A 19,579-nucleotide genomic window follows, 5' to 3' on the forward strand; every position below is an offset into this window, starting at 1 on the left:
TGATAATATATTACAGAATTATTATTATGGCTGTACCTGGCCTAAAAGCTTGATTTATTTATAAAAACTAAAACAAAATAAAAAACTACATTAATGTAATTTTTCAGAAGATAACGTCACATTTATCCAAGGATGTTTTTTTTGTCCTGAAGCAGGCTAATCAATCTGGCCACTTCGGTGATGAGGGTTTGTCGCAAGCGAGGTATCTTCGAGGCAACTTTTGAGCGTGACATAAGAAATACGTCGAAATTTCCGCATCTTGACTGACGCGTAATCGGCCGCTGAAAAGGGAAACCTTCGACTAAAATGAGGTTAGCTATCGATGTAAGCCTCGACAGGGCGATCCTGCCGGTCTACTAAACTGCACATTCATGAAATTGCAAAATGAGGATATGTTATGGTTACCGACGTATTAATATTTAGATATACTGCTAAAGCTGCGTGACTAACTGTAAGAAAAAAAGGATTCATCTCTTAAAAGATTGAACGTGCGACGCAGAGGATCACATCGCTATGTAACAGTAACGAATTGTCTGGAAATACCGGTTCTAAGCTAACCAAATCAGCGCTGGAGTATGGATTAATGTTATGCCTATTTGCAAGGTGCCTAAAATTACGATATATAACTTTCTTTTTCAGTCAATAAGTAAATTCATTCCTTAGTTGAAATTACTTATTGATTTTTTTCCCCACCAGAATGATATATTTTAAACTCAAATATATATATAAAGGATGGAGGGATTGATAACTCATTATTTTATAATTATTGTTCTTGCAAATGCTAACGAGCATAACACCTCTGAAATATCAACATCAATTAAACTGTAAAAATAGAATGTAAAATATTTATTTTTTATTAATTATTCCTTGTTATCACTCCAGGATATAACTTGATTACGACCATTAGCTTTTGCTTTGTATAACGCTTCATCAGCTTGTTTCAGAAGAGACTCTATCTCATCATCACCAGAAATACCCGCTGATATAGTTATTCTTCCTACTAACGGAAACTCTGTTTTTTCAACATCTTCCCGTATGCGTTCAGCAAGAAGGAAAGTGTCTTTTAATGAGGTGTCTGGTAAAAGAATGATAAACTCCTCCCCACCAAACCTGGCAACAACATCATGAATTCTAGAAATATTTTTTAGCAAGACGGCAAATGAAACGAGTACTTCGTCTCCAGCCTCATGCCCAAAGGTGTCATTGACTCTTTTGAAATGATCAATGTCGATTGCAATAATGGAACAGCATGGGACGTGAACATAGGTAGCAACCATCTTATTAAATCCTCGACGGTTCAGAATTCCTGTCAGAGGGTCAGTCATGACCTCTTCCTTAAGGCTTTTAACTCTTGTGAACATCATTAGAACGTGTTTATGTATTGCCTCGGTGAGTTCAACAGATTCCGCGTACCAGCAATTAATCTCCGGTAGTAATGCTAAGGTTTCTTTTGAATCTTTGAAGCCCGTAGCTTTTGCTAGTTTCTCAAGCGGGGAAGAAATTTTTCTGGATATATAAATCGATATAAAAATCATAAATATAACAATTGAAAAAATAATCCAAGAAGCATCCTTAACTATTCTCATAAGGGTAATGCTAACATTTCCAGGTTCAGTAGTGATGAATACAGTCCAGTTGGTTCGACTCACCCTGGCATATCCAATGAGATATCCATTTTTATTTTGCAGATACTTCTCCTTATTCAAAAGTATATTTTTCTTTATCTCATCATCTAGGGTTATTTTATTTCCTATTAATCCTTCCTCATCAGAATAAATAACATCCCCATCATTGCTAATAATGCTGATTTTAGTGTGATTGTCATAATAATGCTGACTCAGTATTTCACTTAACATGCTTTTCTTCCTGAGATATATTGTCCCACCTATATAACCAACGTATTTTTTGTCAAAAGAAAATACTGGGTATGAAACTACAATGGCATAGTTTCCTGCTGATGTTGTAAAAGGTTCTGATATCAGTGGTTTCTGAAATGTAGTCGCATCACGGCTGTTCTTTGACTGTACTATCAAACCCACAGTGTTTAGTTCTTTTGGAGATGCATAGATTAACTTCCGTTCAGAACTGATCAGTGCTACTGAGTTAAAATATCCAGGACTTGATTGCAACCGATCAATTATGTTGCTAATTCGCCCAACGTCTTTTACTCCATGGATTTGACCTGCTGACCACTCCATATCCTTATGGGAGTTGCTCAGAATACGGTCTACCGAACCCGCCAACTTTATAGCGTATGCGCGGTTACCTTCAAGCAGGTTTCTTTCAATCTCTGATCTTTGCAATATGCTGATAGAACCAAGAAGAAGTGACGAGCACAATACTATCCCTCCCGTAGAAAAGCCTATCAATATAGTTCTGAGATTGATTTTTCGTGATAGCATGCATTCCCTTCCATTTATTCAAATCACTGATTTTATTAGATTTTAAATAGGAGCTTTTGGCAATTTTTTCGGGTTGCTCTATTTATTTGAATTGCAACTAAAATTAATCACATAATCAATGTGTTGTGTTTATTTTGAAAAAGTAACTTGTAGAAATACTATATCAGTATAGTGCAGCGTTCTTACGGAAAAAAATGTTTTTTTAGCACCTTATAGTACGTGTATACAAAATAATCATGAGTGTCATGGGCTGAAAAGTCCGATCAGCGAGATTTCCGTTATACTGCTGATCTGCAAGGGAAGAAATTTATGTGGTGGGTTCTGTCTCGACAATGAGTGGCGCTTCGATTACTACTGCTGGCAATTCCATACGAAAGTCAATCCATGAATTCGCAGGAACATCTATTGGCAGGCCTTGTATTAGGTCAATATCGCCGGTTTCTGCATTCAGTTTATAGCGTTTTTTGAACAGCTTGATGGTCAGCGTGCCGTCCTCTGATCTCTTCCTGATCTCTTCCCTTTGTTCAGTACCGGCTTAAAGTGGGGTTTCCGGCCTTTCTTTCCCTGAACAAATGAGGTCATCCGGCATGAAAAAACGCGTTATACCGAAGAGCAGATCGCTTTTGCGCTGAAGCAGGCAGAAACAGGTACGCGGGTGGAGGAAGTCTGCAGAAAGATGGGCATTTCTGAGGCTACTTTTTACAACTGGAAGAAGAAGTTTGGCGGCATGGGCGTGACGGAACTGCGCCGTCTGCGCCAGCTGGAGGAAGAGAATCACCGCCTGAAACGGCTGGTCGCCGATCTCAGTCTGGACAAGGAAATGCTGCAGGACGTCATCCGAAAAAAGTTCTGAGGCCGGTGCAGAAACGCGAGGCGGTAGAATACCTGCTGGCGGCGTACCGCATCGGGGTTCGCAGGGGATGCCGGCTGATGATGCAGAGCCGGATGGTCTACAACTACCGCAGCTGCCGCGATGACCGGGCCCTCACGCAGCGAATACGGGAGATTGCAGTAACCCGCATTCGTTATGGTGTGCAGCGGATCCATATCCTGCTGCGGCGCGAGGGCTGGCTGGTTAACCATAAGAAAACCCATCGGATTTACTGTCTGGAAGGGCTGAACCTGCGGTCAAAACGCCCGCGTCGGCACGTGACGGCCAGGCACAGGCGTATCCGCCCGGCCGTGACCGCTGTGGATCAGTGCTGGAGCATGGATTTCGTTGCTGATAATCTGTTCAACGGACGCCGGATCCGTGCCCTGACTGTAGTCGATAATTTTAGTCGTGAATGCGTGGCGATCGAGGTAGGCCAGGGGCTTCGCGGTGACGATGTAGTTGCCGTGATGGAACGGATCAGGCAGACAAAGCAGCGTGTACCCCAGCGGCTACAGACGGACAACGGGAGAGAATTTATCTCGAAAACGCTGGACCGCTGGGCGTATGAAAACAGGGTAACGATGGACTTCTCCCGCCCCGGGAAGCCCACGGATAACGCCCTGGTCGAGTCATTTAACGGCAGCCTGCGTGATGAATGTCTGAACGTGCACTGGTTCCTGTCACTGGAAGATGCTCAGGATAAGATCGAGCACTGGCGGCAGGAATATAACCAGTACCGGCCGCATTCTTCGTTAAATAACCAGACTCCGGCAGAATTTGTCCGAAGCCTGCAAACAGGCCCGGATCTCTGATTTATCCTGGCACCGATATTGGGAGGGGATCAAAAACCGGGAAATCTCAAAAAGTGCGTGGAACTAAAGCTGGGATACTTACATTAACACCTACCTCAAAGAGATCTAACTAGCTTTGCACACCACGCGTCTATTGGTGGTCAGTTTGGTGGTCTTGACATAAAGGGAATTCAGGTTTAGCTTACTTATTAGCCAGTTAATAGCAAAGGCGATCCCAGTCAGAGGAGCCATATTAGAAAAGCCCGCTTAAGGAAACTTAAGCGGGCTTTTTGCTATTTGGCAAACAGCAATATCTGGGAAAACATGAACTTAAACTGCAAAACCGAAATGGGTGCCATCTGGCATATCTATTTCCAAACGCAGCTTTCCACCCGTTGCCTCGACATAACGTTTAAGGGAGGAGAGTTTCAGATCACGTCCCGGTTTTTCCATCCCTGCCACGGTGGGCTGTTTGATTCCCAACGTAAGGGCCATTTCGCTTTGTGTTTTATTCAGACGCTCACGCAGTTCTGCTAACTGAAGGGTGATCAGAATATCCGTAGCTTTCGCTTGTGCCTGAGCGACAAGTTCTGGTTTCTCATCGGCCAGTAACTGATCTAGTGTTCTGCTCATAATGTCTCTTCCTTCATCTTTAACTTATTCAGGTGCAAAGTATATTCAGCATCTGCAAGCGGTATCATTACGTCATAGAAACGTTTCTCGCATCCTGCTTTATTCCCTGCGCAAAGAAGTATTCCCTGCCGAATTGGATCGAAAACAAAAAAAGCTCTGATGGGATTACCCTTACTTTGCACGCGCAACTCTTTCATATTGTGATGTCGCGATCCTTTAACAGTATCGGCATAAGGTCTGGATAAAGCGGGTCCCTTTTCTCTCAGTACTATCAGCGACGCCATCACATTTACTCTGTCTGCGTTATCCAAAAACTTAAACCATTCATCGAACGTATCCGTCGTTTCAATCATCCACACAGTGACTCCTTATCAATTATAGGTTAAATGCTATATAGGTCAAATGCTATAATTGAGAGAAGCTGACACACTGGATTTATCTTCACAAGCAGGAGAGTAAAATTGCGGAAGACGTCTTCCAGAAACCAAGGTTGAAAGGAGCGAATGATAAGAAAGTAGACAAAAAGAATGGGTGCCTGAGGTCCTATGCTTCGACAACAACCAAAAAGGTGGGGCGAACCCCACCCTACGGTTAGCGCTTAATTTCGTAGCTTAAGACTGCCGCAATTTCTGTCAAACCCTGTTTAATGTGCAGCTCGCACAGCGAGTCACGTACCATCCAGGTCCAGGCCAACAGCGTGAAACAAATCACGATGAGTCCATACAAAACAAGCTTTCGCGACATCTTACCCTCCGTTGCATTTCTGCTTTTAAGAGGCTATCCTGATGTTGTCTGGACATCGGGAAGAGCCTCGGGTTGATTGAAAAATTAACTCGGGGCTTTTGCCTTATATGTCCTGAACAACAATGCTCAAGCCACATAAGCCTCAAGCACCCGCGCGCATTCTATCAGCACCCCCTTGCCTGCTTTTTGTTCACTTTGTCCTAATTTTCACCGTCGCTTTCTTTCACCTAATGCCGGCATATCTTTAGCCTGATTACGCATTAGACATCTATACGGCTATGAATTAGGATCGAACCATCCGGGATAACAGCATGATGCGACAATGAAAATTAGAAATTTACCACTCGATCAAAATATCAACGGCTGGGCGGCACTCCGGGGAGATACCCCGCGTCATCCGGCTTTACACGGCAAAGTGACGGCGGACTGGCTGGTGATAGGTGCGGGGTTCGCCGGGCTGGCATTTGCACGGCGGATCGCCGAACTCCGTCCGCATGAGCACGTTGTGGTACTCGAAGCTCTCGACGTGGCAGATAATGCCTCGGCGCGTAATTCGGGGTTTGTGATAGACCTGCCGCACACGGTGGGCAGTACGTCGGCAGAGCTGGAGCAGGCGCATACCTATCGGCGGCTGTTGCAATATGGGCTGATGAGTTTGAAAGAGACGGTGGATCAGCACGCTATTGAATGTGACTGGCAGAATTCTGGGAAATACCATTGCGCGGTCAGCGAGCAGTTTGACGGCGAGATTGCGCACTATCAGCAGGAGCTCACGACACTCGGCGAAAGCTTCGAACTGCTGGATAACGCGGCGCTGAAACAGCGTTTGGGCACCGGTTTTTATCGCAGCGCCGTGTATACGCCGAACTGCATTTTGGTGAATCCGGCAGCGCTTATCAGCGGGCTGGTCGCCACGCTGCCGCCGAACGTGACGGTCTACGCCAATTCCCCTGCCTTGCAGATCGAAACCCAGGGCGCTATCCGGGCTGAAACGCCGCATGGTGAAGTGCGGGCGCGCAAGCTGATGCTGGCGATCAACGGCGCGGCGCGGGGATTGCCGTTGTTTAAGGGGAACGTGTTTGCGATGTCGACCTTCGCGACGCTGACCGAGCCACTGACGCCGGAACAGCGCCAGCGCATCGGCGATATTCTACCCTGGGGCTCAACGCCGGTGAATGCGCTGGCCGGTGCGACCATGCGCTACACCGCCGATCACCGTTTTCTGATCCGCGAGCACGTCAACTTTACGCCAGGTCTGGTGACCGGCGCGGTGGAAACTGGCCGTCACGCCCGCCGCCATCAGCAGCTGTTCGCACGAATTTACCCGCAGTTGCAGGACGTCAATATGGCTTATACCTGGTCCGGGCTGATCAGCATTACCCGCAACGGTGCGCCGGTGTGGGGGAATCTGTCAGAGAATGTGTATTCGTCGGCGGGATGTAACGGCTCAGGAAGCTCCAAGCAAAGCGCATTTGGCCGGTTGCTGGCGGAACATGCGCTGGGCGAAGACAACCCGCTGCTGGCGGATATGCAAACCGTCGGACGCGCCAATTATCTGCCGCCCCGCCCGTTCCTGGATGTCGGTGTGAAAAGTTTTATGGCCCGTGAGCGCTGGCGTTCGCGCAGTGAGCTGTAAACGCTGTTGAAGAAAACCGGTCACCTTGAAAAAGATGACCGGTTTTAATAATCACCGAAGGTTAATGACGTTTATCGACCCGGGCGACGATGCGGTCACCCAGCCACTGAATACCGCATACCATGACAATCAGCACCACAATCACTTCAATCATGACCACCGTTTCAAAACGCTGATAGCCGTAGCGGATCGCCAGGTCGCCTAACCCACCCGCGCCGATAGCCCCCGCCATCGCCGATGCACCAATCAGCGCCACCAGCGTCACCACGAATCCGGACAAAATGCCCGGTAACGCTTCCGGGATAAGCACGTCCCAGACGATGCGCAGTTTGCTCGCGCCCATCGCCCGCACCGCGTCGATCAGCCCGCGATCGACATCTCGCAGGGAGACTTCCGCCACGCGCGCAAAATAAGGCGTGGCTGTAATAGAAAGCGGAACGATCGCCGCCCACGTCCCGAGGGATGTGCCGACCAGAAAGCGTGTCACCGGAATTAAGGCCACCAGCAAAATGATGAACGGCAGCGAGCGAAAACCGTTGATGACAAGCCCGAGCGAGCGGTTGACCCAGCGGCTTTCAGCAATGCCGCCGGGGCTGCTCATCACCAAAATCAGCCCTAAGGGCAGACCGGCAATCAGTGAAAACAGTCCGGAGATGGCGGTCATCAGCAACGTTTCTTCAACGGCGTTAATCAATAAATCAAGCATTACTGGAGACATAGCCTGTCAGCTCCACGGTGGCCTGGTGCTGTTCCAACCAGTGTAAAACGGTTTGCTCTGAGGCGGCGTTATCGACCGGCACAGAGAAGAAAAAACGCACGATGGCGTAATGCTGAATATGATCGACCCCGCCCTGAATCAGGCGGAACTGCCCCGGCAGTTCCGCAGCCATCCGCGTGAGAATTTCGCCCTGTCTGCCCTGCCCGGCGTAATGCACGCTGTAAATCGCCTCGCCCTGACGTACCTGCGTCAGCCGTTCAGCCAGCGCCTCCGGCAGTTGCAGCAGCAAACCCTGTAACAGGATGCGGGTCAGTTGCGATTGAGGATGCGCAAACACCTGCCACACCGGGCCTTCTTCAATAATTTCCCCGCCGTTAATGACCGCCACCCGATGAGCAATCTTTTTGATCACTTCCATCTCATGAGTAATGAGCAAAATAGTGATGCCGAGCGTCTGATTCAGCGACTGCAACAGCGTCAGAATAGAGCGGGTAGTTTCAGGATCGAGCGCCGACGTGGCTTCATCGCACAGTAACAATGCCGGACTGGCGGCCAGCGCACGCGCAATGCCGACGCGCTGTTTTTGTCCGCCAGACAAGGCGGCCGGATAGTTTTTGGCTTTATCTTCCAGCCCGACCAGCGCCAGCAATTCAGCGACACGCGCCTGACGGCGAGCCTTGTCATATCCGGCGATTTTCAGCGGCAGTGCGACGTTCTGTTCTACGGTTTTGGCCGACAGCAAATTAAAATGCTGAAATACCATACCGACGCGGCTGCGTACGGACTGCAACGCTTTCTCACTCAGGCCGGTTATTGCGTGGCCTTCGATTTCGATCACACCGTCGTCGGGTTGTTCCAGTCCGTTGAGACAGCGGATCAGGGTGGATTTCCCTGCCCCGCTGCGGCCGATAAGGCCGAGAATTTCTCCCCGCCTCACCGTTAACGACACATCCTTGAGTGCCTGCGTGGTACCGAACCGGCGGCTAACGCGGTGCAATCGCACCACGTCTTCGGCATCCTCTGCCGCGCTTGTTCGCTCAGCGCTTACAAACGCGTTTACGCCCGCTGCGACGGCGTCTTTGTCATCCGCAGAGGTGGCAGTAAAATGCGCGTCGATCTCAGAGATAATCGTCATGCTTTACATCCTTACCAGGCCGTGACGCCGGTGCCTTTATAAACCTTATCAAACACTTTTTTCACGTCGTCGTTCTGGTAGGAGGAAACGAGCGTTTTCACCCACGGCGCATTGGCGTTTTCTGTTTTCACTGCAATGAAGTTGTTGTAAGGGTTGCCTTTGACCGGCTCCTGCGCGATGCGATCGGCTGGCGTCAGGCCACTTTTCAACGCCCAGTCAGTGTTGACAATCGCCGCATCCAGATCTGGCACTGAACGGCCGATAATGCCGGAGTCCAGCTCTTTGATGACGACATGGCGCGGGTTTTCTGTGATGTCTGCGGTGGTCGCGAAAATGCCTGCGCCCGGTTTCAGTTTAATCACACCGGACTGTTCGAGCAGGATCAGGCCGCGCGCTTCGTTGGCTGGATCATTAGGTACGCCGATGACCGCACCGTCTTTCAGCTCGTCAGCTTTTTTTACTTTTTTAGAATACAAACCGATTGGCCACACGGCGGTATAACCGACGCGCACGATATCGTAATGATTCACTTTGATCTGATTATCGAGAAACGGCTGATGCTGGAAGGCGTTGGCATCCACTTCGCCATTTTGCAGCGCTTCGTTAGGCTGGTTGTAATCATTAAACACCACCGGCTTGACGGTCAGCCCTTTCGCCGCTGCCTGCTTCACCACTTCGCGCCAGACATCTTCGTCTTCACCGCTGATGATACCGACTTTGATGGTCGTTTTATCCGCTGCATGAGCAGCCGTAAGCGGGGCCAAAATACCGCTCGAAATCATAACAGCAGAACTTGCCGCCAGTAAAAAAGCACGGTTTACGCGGGTCTTAGTTTTGTTAAATTTTGTACGCATCGAGTATCCCCAAAAGTGTGTATGAGCTGCCTGCACAAGGCTGTGATTCTGTGCAGGAATTTGGCGAGTATACCCATCGGCTTATTTCTATATAATATTGTTTAAGAGATACATATTCCTGAAATGAATATGTGAAATGGCAAAGTAAAGCGATTAAAAAGATAAGCTCGCCGTGGCCTGATTCAGAACGAAAAAACCCGCCGTAGCGGGTTTTCTCATTCTTACACATCGGTCTCAGGACTGGGGTTCGACCGGCTGAACTTCCAGGGAAACCATGCCGATGCCCAGCTTACGCGGCTGGAAACCGCCGCTGGTGCCTTCGGTCGGTTCGGTCGGTGACGGCGGCGTGATGACAATGCTTTGCGCCGCGCCAGGATTGGTGAACTGGACTTTCACCGTGCCGTCTTTATCCCCAAAGGAGACGAATTGTTCCTGATCGCCGACGCGGACTGACACCGGTTTATCGATGTTACTGCCGTAGGCTCTGGCGCGGATCACCACGTCAAAAGTGGTTGGCAGCGGTTTGACGTAATCGATTTTCACCGACGGCGCGAGATTCGCATCAGACCAGCGCCCCCAGTTCTCCACGGCGGAAACCCCGGCAATCGCTTTCACCTGCTCAGGCAGACCCGGTACCATGAAGGCAATCGCGGCGGATTTGTAGGTCGTGTCTGCATCATCAATATTGAGCGTTTTCACCGTCTGCTGATAAATCGCATTGCTGCCAGACATATCCTTCACAAAATCGACTTTACCTTTGAAGCTGTCGCCGTTCGCCTGCACGATAGTCGGGCGCGCTCCCAGGTTGCCGGAGGCCACACAGAGACCGGTATTGAGCGACAGCTCAGGTGCCCAGACGCGCCCCATTTCATAGCATTTATCCACCCAGACAAAATTATCGCTGGTCGACAGCGTAGCGAGCTGTTTTTTCAGCGGCGTCGATAAATACACGTCAAACATCGGCTCAATTTTGTCCTTGGTGACTTTCAAAATAAACGGCGTTTTGATGGTCATGCCAGAGAATGTGAAGCTGTTTTCCTTGTTGCTGACGGTGTAATTTTTGATGCTGTTTGGGAAGCCCCACTGTTTGATGACCGCCGGTTTCCAGGCATTCACTTTGTCATCGATATTGAGGAACTGCTCGGTCATTGACGTCGCGGAAATCCCGCTGCGGCCGAGGCCGATATAGTTATCGCCGCCCATCATATCCAGCACGGTCGCGCCGTTATCCAGCGTGCTGCGCTTGGCGGCATTCAGATCGCCCACCGGATGACGGCCATCGAGCACGAAGAACAGGTCTTTGCGATTCTGTTTGGTCAGCGTGCTGTAGGCGGTGTTGTTCATCGCCAGATGATCGGAAGAAACCACGATGATGGTGTTATCGAAATAGCCTGAGGCTTTGATCTTGTCGATAAACGCCGCAATCAGCTCCTGACTGCATGAAACTGCGCTCAAAGACTGATTCGGTTTGCCGGTCAGCGGATAGGCTTTACGGGTACAGCCACGGGAAATAAAACCGTCGGGGTGATGCGTATCGACGGTCAGCGTGAAGAGAGAAAACGGCTTGCCCGCTTTGCTCAGCTCGACAAACTTCTTGTACACCTCGTCCAGCAGCGTGTCGTCATACCAGCCCCAGTCATTTTTGTATGCCGGATCGGCGACGGTCGGACGCAGCTCGTTATAGCCGTAAAGATGATCAAAACCGTGGGACTTCAGGAAGGTGCCTTTACCAGCAAACGCCAGTTCCGCCCCCTGATAGAAATAGTTGGTGTAGCCCGCACCTTTGAGGACATCTCCCAGACAGACGTTTTCGGGATAGAACGTCGCTAAGGCACTGGAGGCATTGCCGTCAAACGGCGCAAACAGCGGGATACCGCACTGCGAAGCAACCATACCGGCGATGGTGTAACCGGTGCCCGGCACCTGTTTGGTGTTGGTGAAATCGGTACTCTGTGCTTTGTGGCGACTCAGTTCAGTGGTCAGCCCGGGAAAGACGTTCTCATCGAAATAGGTACGTTCCAGACTTTCGCCGTAGATGTAGACCAGATTCGGCTTTTTCTCGCCTTTCACGGCCTTGACCGGCACTTTGTAATAGGTATCGAAATCCGCACCGCTGCCGGAAATTTGAGTTTTCACCAGGCGGGAAATATTCTGGAACGCCTGCGTGGAGCCGACCGAGAATACCGCCAGCACGACGGCCAGCACGCTGTACACCGCGCTGCTGTTTTTGGCGCGACGCTGCTTCAGACCCCAGGCGAGAAGCCAGAAGACGATGATCAATCCGGCCAGTAACCCGAGGAACGGCAGGATATATTTATTCAGACCGGCGCCTTTCAGGCTGCTGGTGACGGTGTACAGCACGGCATCGGTGATGCCTTCACCGGTAAAATAGTTACTGCCGATCAGGATCACGTTCAAAATGACGTAAAGCCCTAAAAAGAACAGTACCAGCGAAAACCAGATACGACCGGCCGACGCCCGCGTGACGTAGAAATAGATAGAGGAAAGAAACAAAACAAATGAAAGCCACTCAGAAGCCATTTTCAGCGCCCTGTCTGATTAAAAAAAATAAACACAACGACCCAGTCTGCTGATTTGCCAGCAGCGCCGACGGTTCAATTCATCGAGTAAATGACCCGTTTGTCATTCACTTCATCCCTGAGACAGGAAAATTTTGTGCCAAAAACGGGTGACGCTATATAGCCTGTTCAACATCAGGGGGTCAACGCCCTAATGCTGTTTTAGGTCACTGATTTATCCGAATAAACCTCTTTCTCACAAATTCGTGACGGTTATTTCTGAATGATACCTCAAAGATTTAACCTTCCGGTCACTAAATTGTAGGAATTGCATGTTATCGGAAGAGTATGAGCGAAATGTGGAGAACGGTTTTGGAATCAGATAAAACCTAGAGTGACATCGCAAAAAAAAGCCCGTGATGCGGGCATCCCGGGCTCAAATGTTCAGTGTAACTCGAAGGAGCTATGCGCCGCCTAAGTACGCCCTGCGGACTTCCGGATCCACCAGCAACGCCTCGCCAGTGCCGCTCATGCGGATCTGACCGTTGACCATCACGTAAGCGCGATCGGAAAGTTTCAGGGCGTGATGCGCATTTTGTTCAACCAGAAAAATTGTCATTCCGTTACGCGCCAGCTCGCGCAGCGTCTGGAAAATCTGTTTTACGACGATCGGCGCGAGGCCAAGACTCGGTTCATCCAGCAACAACAGTTTCGGACGGCTCATCAGCGCCCGCGCAATCGCCAGCATTTGCTGCTCCCCACCGGACATGGTCATCGCCCGCTGCTTACGCCGCTCTTTCAGGCGTGGAAACAGTTCGAACATGGTTTGCAGATCCTCCGCCGCGTGTTTATTGCCGATGGGAATGGTACCCATCAGGAGGTTTTCTTCAACGGTCATATCCGGGAAAACGCGCCGCCCTTCCGGCGACTGCGCAATGCCCTTTGACGCCACAAAATGCGTGGATTTACGGCTGATATCTTCGCCACAAAATAAAATCTGACCGCTGCGGATGCGCGGCTGGCCGAAAATCGACATCAGTAACGTTGATTTCCCCGCACCGTTCGCGCCGATCAGCGCCACGGTTTCGCCCTGATCCACCTGCAAAGAGACCTGTTGCAACGCCTGGATCGCACCGTAATAGACCTCTACGTCCCGAAACTCCAGCATCGCCTGGCTCATAGGCTGACCTCGTCTTCGTCAGCACCCAGATAGGCGGCGATGACTTTCTCATTGTTTACAATTTCCTGCGGCGCCCCTCCGGCAATCACGTCGCCGTGGTCGAGCACAATGATGTGATCGGAGATCTCCATCACCATCCCCATATCGTGTTCGATCAGCAGTACGGTGATGTCGTGATGGTCACGCAGGAAGCGGATAATTTTGCTCAGCGTGCGGGTTTCCACCGGATTCAGCCCGGCGGCCGGTTCATCAAGGCAAATCATTTCCGGCGCGGTGCACATGGCGCGGGCGATCTCCAGCCGCCGCTGCTGGCCGTAAGACATCTCGCCCGCCAGCCGGTTGGCGCAGTCCACCAGTTCCACCACTTCCAGCCAGTAAAATGCGCGATCCAGCGCCCGCTCCTCTGCCCGCCGGTAGCCCGGCGTATTGAGCACTCCGGCAATCAGATTGCGGTTGGTTTGCATGTGCTGCGCCACCAGCAGGTTCTCCACCACCGACATCTCACGGAACAGGCGGATATTTTGAAAGGTGCGCGCCAGCCCGGCGCGGTTCACCAGGTGGGTGCCGCCAAACATTTTGTAGAAAATCCGCCTGCCGAGCTGCGCCGGTTTCAACCAGTCATCCGGCTGAAACTTCTGCCCGAGCACCTGAACGACGTTGGTCGAGCCTGTGCGCGTGTTGAGGGAAATCGTGCCGCCGGACGCTTTATAAAAACCGGTCAGGCAGTTAAAGACCGTGGTTTTCCCTGCACCATTCGGGCCAATCAGGGCGGTGATAGAGCCGCGCCTGACGTCGAGACTCACATCGTTGAGCGCCTTAATACCGCCAAAGTGCATCATCAGATGTTTAACGCTGAGGATGCTTTCATTCATCACCACGGCATTCATGGGGCGACTCCTTTACGTACGGCAAATCCGCTGCGGCTGATGCGGATTAACCCGCGCGGCCGCCAGATCATCATCACCACCATCAGCACGCCAAATAACAGCACGCGATATTCCGCAAAACTGCGCAGCAGCTCCGGCGCGACGGTCAGCACAAACGCCGCCAGCACCACGCCGATGGTCGACCCCATACCGCCAAGCACCACGATGGCGAGGATCAGCGCGGATTCGAAAAAGGTAAACGAGGTCGGGTTCACGAAGCCCTGATAGGTGGCGAAAAACACGCCTGCGATCCCGGCGGTGGATGCCCCGAGCGTGAACGCAGAAAGCTTCACCAGTACGTGATTCAGCCCCATCGCGCGGCAGGCGATTTCATCCTCCCGCAGCGCCTCCCACGCACGCCCAATCGGCATGCGCGTCAACCGGTGTTTGATAAACAGCACCAGCAACACGACGAGAACCAGCACGATGTAGATAAAAATAAACTTCATATTGGGGTTATAGGTGAGATGGAAAAATTCATGGAACGGCACGCCACCCTCGTTCGCCCGCCGCCCGAACTCCAGCCCGAAAAACGTCGGCGCAGGCGCGGAGACGCCGTTCGGTCCGCCGGTAAACGACAGCCAGTTAGTCAGCACCAGCCGGATGATTTCACCAAAGCCGAGCGTAACGATTGCCAGATAATCGCCGTGCATCCTCAGCACCGGGAACCCGAGCAGCGCACCGGCGAGGGCTGCCATCAGCGCCGCCAGCGGCAGCATCGACCAGAACCCGAGGCCAAGATACTGATAGCCAAGCGCCAGCCCGTAAGCTCCGATGGCGTAAAACGCCACGTATCCGAGATCCAGCAGCCCCGCCAGCCCGACCACAATATTCAGCCCGAGCCCAAGCAGCACGTAAATCAGCCCTAAAATCGCAACGGTCAGAATGTATTTGGTGGCGACAAACGGAAAGAATATCGCCAGCACGATTAACAGCGGCAGCACCCAGCGCAGGCTGCTTTTATGATCAACAGGGCGGACATATACGCCGGCGCTTTCGCTTTCAAAACGCGTCCGCATTTTCTGCCCGGCGGCGGTTTCCAGAAAGGCACTGAGCATAAAACGTCCGACCATCACCGCGGCGATAATCCACACCAGCCGTTGAGAATGGAAGTTGAAGCTGTAGCCATCGAGCACTACCCCGACCACCGGCCCGAAGATAATCAGCGCGACCAGCCCGGCGAAAATGGCATCCAGCAGACAGCGTTTCAGTGAGAAGCCGCCATCAATAACAGCAGTTTGTGACGTCATTTTTTCTCCCTCACACTTTAGATACGACCGGGCGACCCAGCAGGCCCTGAGGGCGGAAAATGAGGATCACCACCAGCAATCCGAAGGAGAACACATCTTTGTAATCCGAGTTCACCATGCCCGAGAACTGCGCTTCAGCGATGCCTAAAATCAGGCCGCCCAGCATCGCGCCCGGCAGCGAACCAATTCCGCCCAGCACAGCCGCCGTGAAAGCCTTGATACCGATGATAAATCCGGCGTAAAAATCAAAAGTGCCGTAGTTCATGGTGACCAGCACACCCGCCAGCCCGGCCATCGCCGCGCCAATCATAAACACCAGCGAGATGATGCGGTCGGTATTGATGCCCAGAATCGACGCCATCTTGCGATCCTGCTGCACTGCCCGGCACATGCGGCCGAGTTTGGTGCTGCTGATAATCCACGACAACACCAGCATCCCGACAAACGCCGCCACCAGAATAAACAGCTTGGTATAAGTCATCTGCACGAAGCTGTCGCCGATGTGAAAACGCAGCGCGCCGTCAAACATAGTCGGGATCCCCTGCTGTCGCGGCCCCTGACTGATTTGTGCGTAGTTTTGCAAGATAAGCGACATGCCGATCGCGGAGATCAGCGGCGCAAGGCGGGTGGAGTTTCGCAGCGGTTTGTAGGCAATGCGCTCAATCGCCCAGCCGTAAACGCCGGTGACCACGATGGTAAACACCAGCGTGCCGAGGATCAGCAAGGGAAATGAGTGCAACCCGAAGAAAGACAGCAGCGCCAGCGCGATGGCGCACAGATAAGCGGAGATCATATACACCTCGCCATGGGCGAAGTTGATCATCCCGATGATACCGTAAACCATGGTGTAACCGATGGCGATCAGCCCGTACACCGCGCCCAGCGTGATGCCGTTAAACAGCTGTTGCAGGAAGAATGAATCCATAAATACGCAGTCTCTTTTTGCGACCGCGTTTGGGGAAGCGCGGTCAGAACTCATAAAGCGTTATTGTTGCAGCCAGTTTGGACCCGGCCAGCGCGGAAAACCCGGAGCGTACACGTAGTACGTGAGGAGTTTGAGCACTGCCCGGGTTCAAAATGGCAAATAAAATAGCTTTATTTCACTTCCTGGTATTTGCCTTTGTCATCCCATTTATAAACCACGTAATCCGAGACTTTCAGATCGCCTTTGCTGTCCCAGGATTTTTTGCCCATCACGGTATCGACGCTGTTAGCTTTCAGCCAGGCGCTGGCCTTGGCTGAATCGGTGCCGCCGGTGGCTTTGAACGCGGCAGCAATCGCCTGAACCGAGGCGTAGGAATACAACGTGTATCCTTCGGGTTCGAACTTGTTGGCGCGGAACTTATCGATAACGGTTTTCCCTTCGGCAATCAGACGCGGGTCTTTGCCGAAGGTCATCAGAATGCCGTTGGTATATTGCGGGCCACCCGCGGCCGTCACCATTTCTTCATTGACGATACAATCGCCGGAGAAGAACGTCGCCTGCACACCCTGTTCGCGCATCTGGCGCACTAACGGACCGGCTTCCGGATGGCAACCGCCGAAGAACACCACGTCGGGTTTCTGCGCACTGATTTTGGTCACCAGCGCGTTAAAGTCTTTTTCGCCGCGCGACAGCCCTTCGTACATCACTTCCTTCACGCCGCGTTTGTTGAGCGCCGCTTTGGTAGCATCCGCCAGGCCCTGTCCGTAGGTGTCTTTGTCGTGGATGATGACTACTTTTTTGGCTTTGAGTTTGTCGATGATGTAATCGCTGGCAACCAGACCCTGCTGATCGTCACGCCCACACATGCGGAACATATCGCTCATGCCGCGCTCGGTGATTTGCGGGTTGGTAGAGCCAGGGGTGATGGCAATAATTCCGGCGTCGTTATATACCTCGGAAGCAGGCATGGTAGATGAGGAGCAAAAATGCCCGACCACTGCCTGGACTTTGTCCTGATCGACTAAGCGGTTAGCAACGGCAACTGCCTGTTTCGGTTCACAGGCGTCATCGCCCTGCACCAGCTTAATTTTTTCGCCATTAATCCCGCCTGCGGCATTAATGTCTTCGGCGGCCTGCGTGGCACCATGCCAGTACTGATCGCCATAGGTGGCGTTCGGTCCGGTGAACGGGCCAGCCACACCAATCACAATATCTGCATGCGCGGAAAACGCCGTCGCCAGACACCCTGCCAGTAAAAGAGAAAGCGGATTTCTTATCAATTTCATCGACATCATCGTGTTCCTTAGTAGCCTGTTTGAGCAAAATGGTTTTAGTAAGAACGCCGGAGCGTGGTCTTAAATCCTGACGCTAAACACGAACAAAAAGCACTGAATGGAGTGGTTGAAATCTTCCCGGGGACGACTGCGGAGTTTCCTTACGGTTTCGCTAAAGGTGTAAAACCTTAAGCAAAATTGCTGCCAGTGTTGCAACCTGTCACGCAATTGGTGGTCATTTTGAGTATAGAGCGCGTGAGGCAACGCCCCGAAGCAAGTTGCAGAAACAACGGCGGGATCACATCGCACTGCGCTGGTGCTGAAAAGATGAGGAAAAAGAGGGATGTCGCAACGCCGTGCACCAAAATGACCCGCCGCAATTTCTGCCAGCGTGTTCGCACTATTACGCCTGGTGACACTTTTATCCTTTGCATGTTCGGGTGGGTTGTTTTGTAATGCAGGCAGATGAATGCAAAGGGAAACGACTTAACAATGAAGAAATTATCTTGCCTCACCGCCCTCACGCTGGCCCTGACGCTCACCGGCTGCGCCAGTGATTACGTGATCAACACCAAGGCCGGTGATCAGTTCTTCGCCCATGGCGAACCGGATCGCGACCGCGATACCGGTATGACCAGCTACACCGACATGAACGGCGATTATCATCTGATGAATACCAATGATATTGCGGGGATTGTGAAGAAGTAATGTGGCATTCACCATCGGCTGAGGGTGACCACTTTTCCTTTCGCCTGTCCCCGAGCGAGACAGGCAATCACCCCTTCGCTTCTGCAGCAGTGGTCAGAATAGCCAGTTGAGGAAATTTCATTTTTATTCTTTCGCATCAAGCTGAAGGCTTTTGCGCACGACCTTATCCAGGAATGATGCAGGCGCGAATCTGAGAATAAAGTTCAATTGACCTGCCAGCTTTCCCGCCGTATAGCGCACCTTTGGACGTGAAGTCTGCGCCGCTTTAACCACCACATCAGCCACCACCTCCGGGCTTTCCGCTTCGGCCATTGCTTTGCTCACCACTTTCGTCAGCTTAGCCCGGATCTGGTCAAACTCTTCAAGCCTGGCATCCGGCTCTAGATTATTGTTTTCGAACTGTGTTTTCATGTAAGCAGGTTCGATCACAGACACTCTGATGCCCTGCGTGCGCAGTTCATGATCCAGTGCTCCCGTATACCCTTCGACCGCATGCTTACTGGCTGCATAAAGTGCCACATACGGCAACGGAACGATCCCGAGAATCGAACCGATATTGATGATGCGCCCACTGCCCTGACGGCGCATGTGGGGGATCACTGCCCGCGACAACCTGACGATGCCCAGGACGTTGGTATCGAAAATTTGCCTGGCCTGCTCGACAGAACTTTCTTCCGCCGCCGCCGGAGCGATCCCGAAGCCCGCATTATTCACCAGAACATCGATCCGTCCCTCAAGGCGCAGCAACTCATCAATCGCGGCCCCTACGGAAGCGTCGTCCGTCACATCAAGCGTCAATAACGGAAACGGATGCGTACCCGCCTGGGAGCCACGACGGCTCGTGCCGTATACTGTATACCCAGCCGCTAAAAGTTTACGGGCAGACGCTTCACCGATACCTGAGGAAGCGCCTGTAACCAGTACTACACGTTTTTTTGTCATGCTGAATAATGCCTTCATGATGTTTGAAGTTTCTCATCAAAGATGAGACGACACGTTGTGAGGGATTT

At 51.5% G+C, this 19,579-nt stretch carries 17 protein-coding genes; 3 read left to right on the forward strand and 14 right to left on the reverse strand.

All coding sequences use genetic code 11. The annotated features are described in order from the left end of the window. Positions 1-860: 860 nt before the first annotated feature. Positions 861-2,402 (reverse strand): sensor domain-containing diguanylate cyclase, encoded by a 1,542-nt coding sequence (locus ACMHLI_RS12220; protein WP_413529701.1) that lies wholly within the window; start codon positions 2,400-2,402, stop codon positions 861-863. 580 nt (positions 2,403-2,982) lie between these two features. On the opposite strand from ACMHLI_RS12220, the gene ACMHLI_RS12225 reads away from it, so the two are divergent. Continuing rightward, a protein-coding gene (locus ACMHLI_RS12225) for an IS3 family transposase (RefSeq protein WP_413529746.1) occupies positions 2,983-4,088 on the forward strand; the annotation gives its coding sequence in 2 pieces (ribosomal slippage) (positions 2,983-3,250 and positions 3,250-4,088; 1,107 coding nt in all). A gap of 309 nt (positions 4,089-4,397) precedes the next feature. Here the strand turns inward: ACMHLI_RS12225 and ACMHLI_RS12230 are convergent. The 3 genes from ACMHLI_RS12230 to ACMHLI_RS12240 form a co-directional block, all read right to left on the reverse strand. Further along, entirely contained in the window at positions 4,398-4,700 is a 303-nt protein-coding gene (locus tag ACMHLI_RS12230) for a helix-turn-helix domain-containing protein (RefSeq protein WP_413529702.1), read from the reverse strand. Next, entirely contained in the window at positions 4,697-5,059 is a 363-nt protein-coding gene (locus tag ACMHLI_RS12235) for a type II toxin-antitoxin system RelE/ParE family toxin (RefSeq protein WP_413529703.1), read from the reverse strand. Before ACMHLI_RS12235 ends, ACMHLI_RS12230 begins: the two co-directional genes overlap by 4 nt. Positions 5,060-5,291: 232 nt before the next feature. After that, the gene (locus ACMHLI_RS12240; protein ID WP_413529704.1) at positions 5,292-5,444 is read right to left on the reverse strand and encodes a Hok/Gef family protein; all 153 of its coding nucleotides are present in this window, start codon (positions 5,442-5,444) and stop codon (positions 5,292-5,294) included. 322 nt (positions 5,445-5,766) lie between these two features. Between ACMHLI_RS12240 and ACMHLI_RS12245 the strand changes: the two genes are divergently transcribed. Beyond that, a complete protein-coding gene (locus tag ACMHLI_RS12245) occupies positions 5,767-7,080 on the forward strand; it encodes an NAD(P)/FAD-dependent oxidoreductase (RefSeq protein WP_413529705.1) in 1,314 nt (437 codons plus the stop codon). A gap of 61 nt (positions 7,081-7,141) precedes the next feature. Here the strand turns inward: ACMHLI_RS12245 and ACMHLI_RS12250 are convergent, their stop codons facing one another. The 9 genes from ACMHLI_RS12250 to ACMHLI_RS12290 all read right to left on the reverse strand — a co-directional run bounded on the left by ACMHLI_RS12250 (position 7,142) and on the right by ACMHLI_RS12290 (position 17,879). After that, complete coding sequence (locus tag ACMHLI_RS12250) at positions 7,142-7,798, reverse strand: methionine ABC transporter permease (protein ID WP_413529706.1); 657 nt, start codon at positions 7,796-7,798, stop codon at positions 7,142-7,144. Continuing rightward, complete coding sequence (locus ACMHLI_RS12255; protein WP_413529707.1) at positions 7,779-8,933, reverse strand: methionine ABC transporter ATP-binding protein; 1,155 nt, start codon at positions 8,931-8,933, stop codon at positions 7,779-7,781. Before ACMHLI_RS12255 ends, ACMHLI_RS12250 begins: the two co-directional genes overlap by 20 nt. A gap of 11 nt (positions 8,934-8,944) precedes the next feature. Further along, entirely contained in the window at positions 8,945-9,787 is an 843-nt protein-coding gene (locus ACMHLI_RS12260; RefSeq protein ID WP_413529708.1) for a MetQ/NlpA family ABC transporter substrate-binding protein, read from the reverse strand. Between the two features lie 234 nt (positions 9,788-10,021). Further along, the gene (gene opgB, locus ACMHLI_RS12265; protein WP_413529709.1) at positions 10,022-12,328 is read right to left on the reverse strand and encodes a phosphatidylglycerol--membrane-oligosaccharide glycerophosphotransferase; all 2,307 of its coding nucleotides are present in this window, start codon (positions 12,326-12,328) and stop codon (positions 10,022-10,024) included. 441 nt (positions 12,329-12,769) lie between these two features. Beyond that, complete coding sequence (locus ACMHLI_RS12270) at positions 12,770-13,486, reverse strand: ABC transporter ATP-binding protein (RefSeq protein ID WP_413529710.1); 717 nt, start codon at positions 13,484-13,486, stop codon at positions 12,770-12,772. Further along, a complete protein-coding gene (locus ACMHLI_RS12275; protein WP_413529747.1) occupies positions 13,483-14,358 on the reverse strand; it encodes an ABC transporter ATP-binding protein in 876 nt (291 codons plus the stop codon). Before ACMHLI_RS12275 ends, ACMHLI_RS12270 begins: the two co-directional genes overlap by 4 nt. 11 nt (positions 14,359-14,369) lie before the next feature. After that, complete coding sequence (livM, locus tag ACMHLI_RS12280) at positions 14,370-15,662, reverse strand: high-affinity branched-chain amino acid ABC transporter permease LivM (RefSeq protein WP_413529711.1); 1,293 nt, start codon at positions 15,660-15,662, stop codon at positions 14,370-14,372. A 10-nt stretch (positions 15,663-15,672) separates the two neighbouring features. Beyond that, entirely contained in the window at positions 15,673-16,587 is a 915-nt protein-coding gene (locus tag ACMHLI_RS12285) for an ABC transporter permease subunit (RefSeq protein ID WP_413529712.1), read from the reverse strand. 170 nt (positions 16,588-16,757) lie between these two features. Beyond that, the gene (locus ACMHLI_RS12290; RefSeq protein WP_413529748.1) at positions 16,758-17,879 is read right to left on the reverse strand and encodes a branched-chain amino acid ABC transporter substrate-binding protein; all 1,122 of its coding nucleotides are present in this window, start codon (positions 17,877-17,879) and stop codon (positions 16,758-16,760) included. Positions 17,880-18,353: 474 nt separating this feature from the next. On the opposite strand from ACMHLI_RS12290, the gene ACMHLI_RS12295 reads away from it, so the two are divergent. After that, positions 18,354-18,569 carry a YgdI/YgdR family lipoprotein gene (locus ACMHLI_RS12295; RefSeq protein WP_413529713.1) on the forward strand — a complete coding sequence of 72 codons (216 nt, stop codon included), beginning with the start codon at positions 18,354-18,356 and terminating at the stop codon, positions 18,567-18,569. A 123-nt stretch (positions 18,570-18,692) separates the two neighbouring features. Here ACMHLI_RS12295 and ACMHLI_RS12300 read toward each other — a convergent pair whose 3' ends face one another. After that, entirely contained in the window at positions 18,693-19,511 is an 819-nt protein-coding gene (locus ACMHLI_RS12300) for an oxidoreductase (RefSeq protein ID WP_413529714.1), read from the reverse strand. Between the last annotated feature and the right edge of the window lie 68 nt (positions 19,512-19,579).

The organism is Rahnella inusitata (assembly GCF_965118895.1).
In the GTDB taxonomy this organism is placed as follows: Bacteria; Pseudomonadota; Gammaproteobacteria; order Enterobacterales; family Enterobacteriaceae; genus Rahnella; species Rahnella inusitata_A.